Origin of the sequence: Bradyrhizobium sp. CCBAU 45384, assembly GCF_028128665.1 — a bacterium.
Taxonomy (GTDB): domain Bacteria; phylum Pseudomonadota; class Alphaproteobacteria; order Rhizobiales; family Xanthobacteraceae; genus Bradyrhizobium; species Bradyrhizobium manausense.
In genome coordinates this window covers 14,942-26,376 of the sequence record NZ_LBIZ01000113.1, presented here as the reverse complement: position 1 = coordinate 26,376, position 11,435 = coordinate 14,942, and the positions used below count along the sequence as shown (strand labels likewise).

At 57.4% G+C, this 11,435-nt stretch carries 6 protein-coding genes and 1 pseudogene; all 7 read right to left on the bottom strand.

Annotated elements, in window-relative coordinates; all coding sequences use genetic code 11:
- Window positions 1-2,412, bottom strand: a complete 2,412-nt coding sequence (locus XH80_RS24860) for a 2-aminoethylphosphonate--pyruvate transaminase (RefSeq protein WP_442869171.1) — start codon at window positions 2,410-2,412, stop codon at window positions 1-3.
- Window positions 2,413-4,633: 2,221 nt separating this feature from the next.
- Window positions 4,634-6,517 (bottom strand): sulfate adenylyltransferase subunit CysN, encoded by a 1,884-nt coding sequence (cysN, locus tag XH80_RS24855; RefSeq protein ID WP_271600819.1) that lies wholly within the window; start codon window positions 6,515-6,517, stop codon window positions 4,634-4,636.
- The gene (gene cysD / locus XH80_RS24850; protein WP_271600818.1) at window positions 6,517-7,416 is read right to left on the bottom strand and encodes a sulfate adenylyltransferase subunit CysD; all 900 of its coding nucleotides are present in this window, start codon (window positions 7,414-7,416) and stop codon (window positions 6,517-6,519) included. The genes cysN and cysD overlap by 1 nt, the downstream gene beginning before the upstream one ends.
- Window positions 7,417-7,684: 268 nt before the next feature.
- Complete coding sequence (locus XH80_RS24845; protein ID WP_271600817.1) at window positions 7,685-8,785, bottom strand: sulfotransferase family protein; 1,101 nt, start codon at window positions 8,783-8,785, stop codon at window positions 7,685-7,687.
- 1,040 nt (window positions 8,786-9,825) lie between these two features.
- Window positions 9,826-10,011, bottom strand: a complete 186-nt coding sequence (locus tag XH80_RS24840) for a hypothetical protein (RefSeq protein WP_271600816.1) — start codon at window positions 10,009-10,011, stop codon at window positions 9,826-9,828.
- A gap of 235 nt (window positions 10,012-10,246) precedes the next feature.
- Window positions 10,247-10,509 (bottom strand): annotated as a pseudogene (locus XH80_RS24835) (IS3 family transposase); the annotation flags it as partial.
- Between the two features lie 109 nt (window positions 10,510-10,618).
- Window positions 10,619-10,825 (bottom strand): hypothetical protein, encoded by a 207-nt coding sequence (locus tag XH80_RS24830; protein WP_271600815.1) that lies wholly within the window; start codon window positions 10,823-10,825, stop codon window positions 10,619-10,621.
- Window positions 10,826-11,435 lie beyond the last annotated feature (610 nt).

The following is an 11,435-nucleotide window of genomic DNA, read 5'->3' as shown; positions in this document are numbered from 1 at the left end:
TCAGATTGCGGAAAGCGCCTTGTCCAGATCGCGCAAGATGTCGTTAACATCTTCGATGCCGACGCAGAGCCGGATCGAGCCGCCAAATATGCCGGCGGCTTCGCGCTTTTCCCGCGGGACAGTGGTGTGGGTCGTCGAGACCGGATGAGTCACGAGCGTGCGGGCATCTCCCACATTGGAAACGTGATACATCAAGTCAACATTCTGGATGAACTTGCGACCGGCCAGTTCGTCTTCCACTTCGAACATGACCATCGCCCCGTGTCCGTATGCGGTGTCGAGTGTCTGCTCGACGATATCCCGATCGGCGCCTTCAAAGAGCCCCGGGTAAAAGACGCGACGCACTTTAGGATGCTCCTTTAGAGCGCCCGCGACGATCCTGGCATTCGCGCAGTGCTGCTTCATGCGGAGCGGCAGCGTTTCAAGCCCTTGGATCAGTTGAAAGCTCGCAAACGGGGAGATGGCTGCGCCGGTATCGCGCAACCAGGTCATGCGAGCCTTGAGGAGAAACTCGCTCTTTCCTAGATCATCGACATCTCGCACAGCGTTGTGCCAGACAATTCCGCCATGCGCTTCGTCGGGACCGTTGAACAAGGGAAAGCGAGAGGCTCCCCGATAGCTAAATTTTCCGCTGTCAACGATTAGTCCGCCGAGGGTCGTGCCATGGCCAGATATATATTTTGTTGCGGAGTACGTCGTAACTGCAGCGCCCAGGTCGGACGGCCGACATACCAGTGGCGTGGTGGTATTGTCTACGACCAGAGGCACTCCGTACCTTCGGCCGATCTCCGCCAGCTGTTTGACGGGAAGCGGAATCAGGCAGGGATTCGAAATTACCTCACCGAACAGGCAAATCGTGCGGTCATCGATGGCACGCTCGAACGTCTCGGGCCTTCGAGGATCTGCTGTCCTCACGCTGATTCCCAAACGCTTTAAGGTGTTGTGGAGCAGGTTCCAGGTATTGCCGTATAGATACGGGGAGGCGACGATATTGTCCCCTACTTCGCCACTTGAAAGGTTGATGATAGCAAGGAACGTCGCCGCTTGACCTGACGCAACGGCGAGCGAGTCGCTTCCCATATCGACGGCGGCGTAGCGCTTCTCCAGCGCGCGTGTCGTCGGATTGATAATCCTAGTGTAGGTGAACCCATCCGCCTTGACGTTGTACACGTCAGCGATGTGGTTTAGATCGCCATCGAGTTCATAAGCTGTATTCTGGTAAATCGGCACTGCAACGGCTTTCGTCACCGGATCGCGTCGATAGCCCGCATGCAGAACAGCAGTCTCGGGGGAAAGCGGCAGCCGCCGGCCCCCAGCTGCTTGAGCCGGCATCTTTACGTGCGCCCGATATGCCTCTTGGCCCGACGTCGACCTTACTGACCGAGCCTGACCGGACCGGAAATATGTACGAAAGGCGCATCCCAACTCCTCAATCCAGCTGGATTGGATTTCCCCAATGCAACCGACCCGAAAGCTACGCGTCGCGAGATGCAGCTTTGAGTAGACGTAAAGATTGTGGTTCGCCAAGTGGCGATACAGCCCATCGAACCCTGGCTGGTCCACCATTCCGGGCGGCGCACTGAACGCGACACAGACCGGCGACTGCAACTCGGGGGACAACAGCGGGGACACTATCCCTTCGAGTTCCTTGATAAGGTCGTCTCTGACCTTCTCGTACCTGAAGCGCCTGGCATCGATGCCCTCCTCGTGCAGAATCTTCAAAGCCTTTGTCGTTGCCTGAACGATGTGGGTGGGAGGGGTCGATCGCCACTCACCTGTGCGCTCGAGCGAGCGCCATTGATCTCTCACGTCGAGCACAAACGATCTCGGCTCTTGAGTCGTATCTTCGAGCAGCTCGCGGGAGGCGATGACAAACGCTACGCCCGGCGGCCCCTCTATGCACTTGTTGCTCGATGTGACCAGTACGTCAGGTCCACCCTGGCTCAGGTCGATATTGATGGCGCCGAAGGAACTCATTCCATCGATGATGGTCTTTACGCCACGTCGCCTCGCCTCCTCCACGATCTCGTGCAGCGGATTGACGATTCCGGTTGTCGTCTCACAATGCACGAAGCACAGGTGCGTAATGCCAGGATTTCGGCTCAAATACTCGCCGATTTCTTGCGCATCCAAGGAGTCGGTCGCGCGCTTGACAAGCTTCAGTGCTTCGACACCCCACAGCCGCAAAATTTGTAGAATGCGCTCGCCATAGATGCCGTTTACGCAAACGAGCGGCCTGTGGACCCGGGACACAAACGAAGAGAGGGCAGCCTCCATTGCAAAGGAGCCACCCCCTTGAATGGGCACCACCGAATAGTCCTCGGCATTTCCCAGCAAGTTGAGCATCAGCCGCCTCATGCAGGCGGTCACCTCCTTGAACTCGTCGTCGCGAGATGCGAGATCGAGCTGCATCTGGCTCCTCACCGCCAGCGATAACGACAATGGACCAGGCGTCAGCAGAGAGCGCTGTCTTGTCAAACCATTCCTCCTACATTGTATTCGTCGAGGACCTGGAGTACGCCCAACGGGCAGCCCCGTGGCGCACGCGTCCTCTTCCTCGTCAACGGCTTCGAATGAAGCGCCATTAAGCGCGTGGCATCGGCCGCTCGAAATGGCTGCCGGATGACAAACCCCAAACATCTCATCGCGGATGGAGAGCGATTCCTCACAAAGCTCCCCGTCGATGCCCTTCAGACCTCTCAAATAGCCTTTGGCGCTGAGCGCTCGGACGCAAACTGGCGGCGACCATGCTCTCATCCAACAGCCACGCATGTGCAGGCTTGGGCGCGGTCGCCTTCTTGCGCTACGCAGCGCCAGTCGGCCGACGATTTACGTGTGAGCCTGCCCAGCCAGGCGCTTTACGCCAGTAAGGCGATGCAGCCGGGATCGTCGCGCCCGGATGATTAGGCAGGCACACTCGATAATCGTCGCTCGCGGCGGAAGTCCAATGCGTTTGCTTGGGGCTTGATACATTTGCACTCCGTCGCTCGTTGGAGGATTTGTGACGCCAATGACCGTGTTGGCGATGTCGGAGATCGTACAACTTGACGTTACGGGCGTTTCAACCCTCTCCGGAGTTTTTCTCGCACGAATTTTTCCTCAGTGCTCGCATTTGGCTGCGACAAGCCGACGCAAGGCCGAATACGGAGAACCCACAGCGAGGCACCTAGTTTGATAGTTCAATTTGGATCTACAGTAAGCTTTTCGCCCGCGAGCGCGTTTCCTGCCGAAGTGAGGGCTGATCGTTTCGTTCACGTACGATCCTGGCCAAAGCACCATCTGGAGGTACGGAGTTTCCCCGCGGTCCGGCGAGATCTCCCTGGACGCGGCGCCTGAATGCTTACACCTCCTGGCCTAGCTGTTGTCTCACGTCGTTGCGCTCGAATGGAGCGGCCTTCGCAGCCTGCGGTCGAGTCCGACTAGAAGCGGTTGAGCGATCTTGGATCGCTGCCCGCTCAGCAAGGATCAGTCGAGACCTTTCGGCGGGGGTCCGTGAGACAGAGCATCTCGTCCTGAATTGCTAGGAGCACGACCGATCCGAGTCCAAATGAGTGGCCCGTGTCCATCTTGAAAGCGATCACTAGGCTGGCAGCATCTCTCGGTACGACACGCCGCTTCGCCGCGAGACGTCTCACCGAGCGATTATGGCGGCAGCAGCATGCCGTGGTTTACGGCGACTTCAAAGCGTGAGCCGGCGAACAGGAGTTCCGCGCATCACCAGCCCCCCCGGTCCGCGCAAGTACCTCGCCGATGAGACACTCTGGCCTGACGATAGCCGCACTTCCGAGCCCTTCTGCTCTCTTCTCCTCTGCAGGGCCGCTCATTGATGCGAGATCACGTCCGACGCAGTCTACAGCACGTTGACGGTAGACAGAGCGGATCATCAAGAGATTATTCATAGTCGCTCGCCAAGGACAAGCTGCCCTTCCTTTCCGGCCGTGCCGATGGCCGCCTTCATGGCGACACGATGGAAGGCGGAATGAAGCATGACCCAAACACACGGCGGGAGCTCCGTAGCTCGTGTTGGCCGGTGTTCGCGGCAGCGTAGCCTCGCGATAGGAAGGTGCGGAGCGTACGCCGACGGTGATTGCCCACGAGCGGCGGCCAATAGGAAGCAAGCTCGTCGGACGTTACCATCACCGCGACCGGATGGATCGTGACCGATTGCTCGGTTTAGATTTTTCGCATGGCGCTTTTTGCTGCGCGTGCGGCTAAGAAACGCAGAGCTCCCTTCAAAGCCGAGCCAGGGCCCGGCTTTAAGCTCCGCCCAGTACGAAGCTCGTGCCGCGCTTTCCGGAAGGCTGGCTATCCGGCGATCCTGCGCTTACTCCCGGCATACTGATCAGAAGACGGACTTCCTCTCTGGCCTTTCTCACCGCGTCGCGAATTCTGACCTGCAGCATGGGACTGCGTCTCTTGAGCTCCCCGGCTTTTGACCATGCTCCATCTTCGCTCGCGTACTCGGTTTTGAATTGACCATCCACTTCGAGCACATAATTTGAAGCTGGCAGTACACGAGTTGGCGCGGCCATTTTGTTGCTTTAGAGCGAAAAGTTCGTCGCAGGCCCCGCCCGAGCCACATCGCCCGAGCCGCACCAGCAGTATATTGTGCGAATCGCGGTGCGAGGAACCTCTAACCATCAAGAATTGAGCGCGCGATCAAGAAATCCACCACCGCTTTCGCTGAATGCTCTAGGGTCTGCTCCATGGTCTTGAGATGAATGTCCGGCGTTGCTGGTGCTTCGTAGCACGCGTCGATTCCGGTGAAGTTCTTGATCTTGCCTGATCTTACCTTTGAGTACAGCCCTTTCGGGTCTCGTCGCGCGCATTCCTCGATCGGCGTATCGACAAAGACCTCTATGAACTCTTCCTTGCCAACCAGGATGCGTACCCTGCCCCGTTCGGCGCTGGTGGGCGAGATAAGCGAACAGATCACGATCAAGCCGCTGTCTGCCATCAATTTGGCAACTTCACCGACACGCCGAATGTTCTCCACGCGATCCGCCTCCGAGAAGCCCAGATCCGCACTTAATCCGTGCCGGAGGTTGTCGCCATCCAGCAGCATTGTATGCCGCGACATCGCAAACAGCTTTTGATCAACGAGATTGGCAATCGCCGACTTTCCCGCGCCAGACAGGCCGGTAAACCAGATGACGCAGGGCTTCTGATTCTTGATCGCGGCGCGCTCCCTCCGATCCACGGATAGGCCTTGCCTAACAATATTGGCGGCCGGCCGTAGCGGAAAGGCAATCATGCCGGCCCCGGCTGTACGATTGGTGTACCGATCGATGAAGATAAATGATCCGGTCTTTCGATTGACGTCGTAGGGATCGAAGACTGCGGGCATTGTGGTCGCAACATTACAAAGAGCAATCTCGTTCAATGAAACCATCCCGGCGGCCAGATGCTCACAAGTGTTGACGTCGATCCGGTGCGTAATTTCGGTAATGCTGCCGGCAATCGTCTGCGATCCAATCCGCAGGACGTAATTGCGTCCCGGAGCGAGCGGCTCCTCGTCCATCCAGATGACATAAGCAGCGAACTGGTCGGCAACCTTCGGCTGATCGTCCGGACGTGACAGAACGTCGCCACGGCCGATATCGATTTCGTCTTCCAGTGTAATGGTCACCGCATCCCCGGCTTCGGCACCGACAAGGTCGCCACCGTGGGTCACGATCCGTTTGACGCGCGTGGTCCGTCCCGACGCGGCGACGATGATCTCATCCCCCGCCGAGATCTGACCGGAAGCCACCGTCCCGGCATAGCCCCGAAACTCCGGGTTTGGCCGGTTCACCCATTGTACCGGAAAGCGGAAAGCTTGGCTTGCGGTCCCGGAGTGGATGTCAATGCTCTCCAGATATTCAAGCAGGCAGGGGCCATGATACCAGTTGGTACGCGCGGAGCGGTCTACGACGTTGTCGCCCTCGCGGGCCGAGATTGGGACCGGAATGATCGAGGTGAAGCCGAGACCGGCAGCAAAGGACAGATAGTCACGGGCGATCCGATCGAAGCACGCCTTGTCGTAGGCGACAAGATCGATCTTGTTCACTGCCAGCACGATATGGCGAATACCGAGCAGGGCACAGATAAAAGAGTGGCGGCGCGTCTGAACCATCACGCCTTTGCGGGCATCAATCAGGATAATGGCGAGCTGGGCTTGCGAGGCGCCGGTAGCCATATTGCGGGTATACTGCTCGTGGCCAGGAGTGTCGGCCACCATGAAGGAGCGCCGCGGCGTAGTGAAGAAGCGGTAGGCAACATCGATCGTGATGCCCTGCTCCCGTTCGGCCTCGAGCCCGTCCACGAGCAGGGCGAAGTCGATGCTATTCCCGGTGGTACCGTACTTGATGCTGTCGCGTTCCAGTGCCTTGATCTGATCGTGGTAGATCATCTTGCTGTCGTGCAGCAATCGGCCGATCAGCGTCGATTTGCCGTCGTCCACCGAGCCACATGTGATGAATCGCAACTGATCCTTCGTCCGGGTCGGGAACCGCTCCATTGTCGGATTTGTAAACATCAAAAGTAGCCTTCCCGCTTCTTCTTCTCCATTGAAGCGGCTCCATCTGTATCAATGAGGCGTCCCTGGCGCTCTGACACAGTCGCTGTTTGCATTTCTGCAACGATATCTTCGATCGTTGTCGCATCGGATTCAATAGCCCCGCTCAAGGGATAACATCCAAGGGTGCGAAAGCGGATCATCCGCATTTCCGCCGTCTCGTCGCGGTTAAGAGGCAATCGCTCGTCGTCAACCATGATCATCGCACCATTTCGATGCACTATCGGTCTTCGTTTTGCGAAGTAGAGCGGAACGACCGGAATTTTCTCGATCATGATGTATTCCCACACCTCAAGCTCTGTCCAGTTTGACATCGCAAACACGCGCATGGTTTCGCCTTGACGAATCCGTGTGTTGAACAGGCTCCAGAGCTCCGGCCGTTGGTTACGGGGGTCCCATACGTGTCCGGCCGAACGGAAGGAGAGTATCCGTTCTTTTGCGCGACTCCTTTCCTCATCACGCCGGGCTCCGCCGAAGGCGGCATCAAATCCATGGAAGTCGAGCGCCTGCTTCAGGGCGTCGGTCTTCATCACCTGGGTGTGGAGCGCGGAGCCGGAATCGATCGGATTGATCCCACGCGCGATGCCGTCCTTGTTGACATGGACAATCAAGTCGAGGCCGAGTCGCCTGGCTGTCGCGTCTCGAAAGCTGATCATCTCGCGGAACTTCCACGTCGTATCGACGTGAAGCAGGGGGAACGGTATTTTTGCCGGATAGAACGCCTTGATCGCGATGTGCAGCATCACGCTTGAATCTTTTCCGATGGAGTAAAGCATGACGGGCCTTTCGAACTCGGCGACCACATCACGCATGATTTCAATCGATTCAGCCTCGAGACGGCGCAGATGCTTCGGCAGCATATATCTTGTTTTCCGTGAGGATCTCTGTTATTCGCCGCTCTTTGGCTCCCTAGAGTGGGAATATCCGAGCCAGATACGACCGGCGGAAACGCACGGCTCGTCGATCAGGTCTACCCCGTTGGACAGCAGAATTCCAGACGCGGCAACATATCGCATTCTCCCGCTCGTGCGGTCGGCGCCTGCGTCATACCTGATCGGGGGATCAGCGCGCCGACTAACGAGCTCGGCTAATCAACCAGCGTGTCTTGATCACAAGCATCCAGAGTCTTTAGGAGACGCTGAGGATCTGTTCAAGCCGCGCGACCTCGCCTCGCAGCATCTCGATAGCCACGTCCCGATTTTCCGAAATACTCCAAGAAGTGTCGACCGGCCCTCCAGCGTGAGATGAGCCGGACAATTCTCTTGCCTTGGCACTTCGCAAATCCCACCAGGTTCGGAACATCCGACGATAGAGTTCGGTTACCTCCGGTCCCCTGTCCAGAACTCCAGCTTTCTGGGCATGCAGCAGTTCCTGCTCATATCCGAGGTCTAGCAATAGCTCGGCACCGACCAGATCCGTCACGGTTTGCATCTCTTCGACGCTCAATTGAGATTGCCATGATTTGACAGAGCTTTCGTCGATGGCGTTTCGTTCCAGGATTTTTCGATCCCCAAAGCTGCTGGATTGAAGATAATCTGCTCGTTCCATGCTCGCCGATGCGACGCCTCCTGGATCACAGCCGAGCCCTGCCAGTAGACGCTGGATCTCCTCGTCCGGATGCGCCACGAGCAGTTCGTATCGCACCAAATGAGTCTGCCGGCGAGTACGTTGCGCGGCGAGCCTAGGCAGACCCAAAACCAAATCGGCAAGTGAAGATATTATGCTATCGGGCAGACGGAGCATGAGCTCAGCGAGGCTGGATACGCTGACCGGCCGCGAGCTTTCTGCTCGCAGTGGGATGCCCCACGTCGATTTCAGTGAAGCGGCGATGGCGTAGGGATTGCGCATCAAGAGGATGTGTGGTGCTTCTGGGTACACGGCTTCAACAAAGTCAAGGACCGTCCAATAGCGTGGTGTCTTGTCTATGATGATACGCTTGCCCGCTTCTGCCAGATACTGATTGTATGCTGCGTCTGCAAAAGCGCGGCTAGCGATCTTGCGATCTATCCGTCCCAAGAATTCGGAGGTTGCGGTCTCAATCAATGAGCAGCCCGCCGGGTGGCGCCGATCCACCTTGCCAAATGCTTCAAGCGCCAGCATCAACCAAGGCTCAGGCGGAGCCTCAATGTCTGGATGGAGCTGCAGCAAATGTGCCAGGAGTGTCGTCCCGGATCGTGGAAGACCGAGGAGAAAGCACACCTCAGGTGAACGACCAAGACGTCCGCTCATTGTTCAGACACTCGTGCTTGGCAAGCGCCCCCTGTCGGCGCGAGCTCGATTGGGCCAAACAAAGCCAGCCGGCAGATCACATGAGGACAACCGCTTGCGCACAAAGATTCGAAACGACAAAAATTCTGTCTGCCACTCATGAGCTGAGACCCGTTCAGTTCGATGGGGTGGGATCACAGAACGGATAACTGCAATCGCCTCCGCTGTTGCCGACCCAATGAGACCAAATCAAGCAACAGCTCAATTGCACGAAGATTGACTGTGGCTATGGAAAGGTTGAAAAGAACTATACCGACGTTTGCCGACGGCCGCGCGCGGCATGGAAGATTGCTACGCTTAGTCAGAAGATGCCTGCGCTGGGGCGTTGAAGAGGTAAATGCGATATGCACCTCGCTGAGGCTCGGCATACTCCAATCAATTTCGACATATGAGCGCAGTCCTACAAAGACGCCGACGGTATCCTGAACGTCACACCTGGCAGGACGCAGCAATCTTCTGAACGCGGCAGCGATCCAGACTCACTTCCAGTGAGCGCCACCGTTGGTTGGTCAACACCCTGGATTATAGGTCCGGCCAGCTTGTTTTACACAAGCCCATTCGTCGAAACCGTAAGGTGTATTTGGGTTAGCGGACCTCGCGACGCTGTTCCTCCCTGACGGGCGCTAAGGAGTGTTAGATTGCCAGTGTTAGGATTGATGGACCTGATCTAGCAGGCCTCGGGATTACCCCATCAGCAAGCGCGCTTGGCCCTACCTCTCGTGACGGAGGCAGATTGTCAGCCGTTCATGTGGGAGATCCTTAACAGATAGCCAAGACAATGTCTTCACTGCCGATATGGATGGCGAGTGGTCACAACGGCTTAGACCACTTCTAAGAGAGTTCATCAATGAGAGGATGCTCGAGCCTCCCACCGCGACATTGAAACGCCATCCAAAAACTCCTCTCAGCGCGGATCGGCAAAACTAATTTGCGCCCAAATTTCCATGGGTGAGGGCGGCCTGTGAGCCGCCCTGCCGCTCCAGTACCGGCGCTGCCCAAAGCTACCGCTGATGTCCGAGTCCGATTCCAAGATTTAAGGCCTTCTGGCGGAGAGCACCGACGCTGCGTTTGGTCATCTTTGCTATTTTCATGACCGGGGTTCGGGCCTTCGAATGAACTTTGAGCTCCTGGATATCTGCCTTGGTCCATTCGCGCCGCTTAACGCGTTTCTTGGTTGCTTTCTTCACGATTAATGCTCCTTTTGAGAGGGAGCGGCTTGTAACATGGTTTTCTCGGCGCGACGACCGAAAAAAACAGGCAATATCATAGGAAGTCGCGGGTATAAGGTCGGTCACGTCTTCCGAGCGAGGCGTCTCGACGAGTGCAGCTGTGGAGTTGTAGACTTCATACAAACCTCGCGCTCTGAGACCCATCACAACCACAGTGTTTCCAAATTGAACTTCGCGATCTAGTCGAAGTACATCACCATCGGCACAGTAAGGCTACCGCACGGAATGGCAGCGGGCGGAAGTAAGCTTGATCCGAAGCGCCGCCGCCCAGGTGCGAATGGCGACGCTGGCCGTTGTAAAAGGGAGGTACGTCCGATCGAGACGCGGGCGTCGGACACAGGTGTCGTAGGCATGCTCGACGAACACGATGTCCCGCCCGGCGCCCAAGCCGTCCACGCTGATGGCAATGCCATGACTGGCGAGCACAGCGGTGAACGTTGCATCCGAAAACGACGAGATAAGACGTCCAGCTTGTGTGGAACAATCGGGAACTGTAAGGCCCTTTGCTTATTCAGGAGAGTTCGTCCTTGCCGGATGCTCGAACGGCTGATCTGGACGGATTAGCTCATGCGGGCGGGGTTCGGAGCTCCAATACATCGGCGAAGATTGTCCAATCGCGGACTCTCTTTTGCCTGCAGAAATCGGTCTCTGCCTGCTGTGCAGCAGCACTCAGCGAGGCGGCATTGACCTTAAATGCCGCCTGGCACGCACGATGCTCGCCGCCGGTATCGTCGCGAACGGTCTTAATAAACCGAACGTTAAATGAAGGCATGCCCCCCTCTTCCTATGGTTCGCTTATGCATTATCTGCCACTCGCCCTTAGAGTATTTGATCTACCTCAAGCAGCATCCAAGAGCTCCGTCCGCTCCTCCGAAGACAGGTCCATAGCAGCGCGGCGCTAGGCTCATGTTGTCGCGAAAAACCGCGATCGCTTGCCGGCTCATCGCGGCCGGATTTCTGATATGCGCCGACAGGCGGCTATACGCGCAAGCGATCGCGGGGCAGCGCGCATCCCGATCCTGCATCCGACGGTCCACCTGGCGCCGCGACAGCAGATCCGATCATCAGGCTTGTCGTCAATGAGCCCGGTCCGGGACTTCAGTGCCAAAGCTTAAGGGTGGGATCGGCGCCGGCAAGGCTACCGACGATGAGAGGCGGAACGTCGATCGACGATTCGCTTGGACAGATCAATGAGGAAAATGCTGTCATAGCCCATGGACGTGAGCTGCGCCGCAAATCACCATTCTGGCCGCGTTGCAGAGAAACGCGAGGCGCTGGCGGAAGCGCGAGTTCGGACATGCCGACTGTCAACGCGGGCGTCTGCAGCTCGTTGTGCCCGTTCGAGCTCGACCAATCCCGAACAGGCACCACTCTTTGACCCG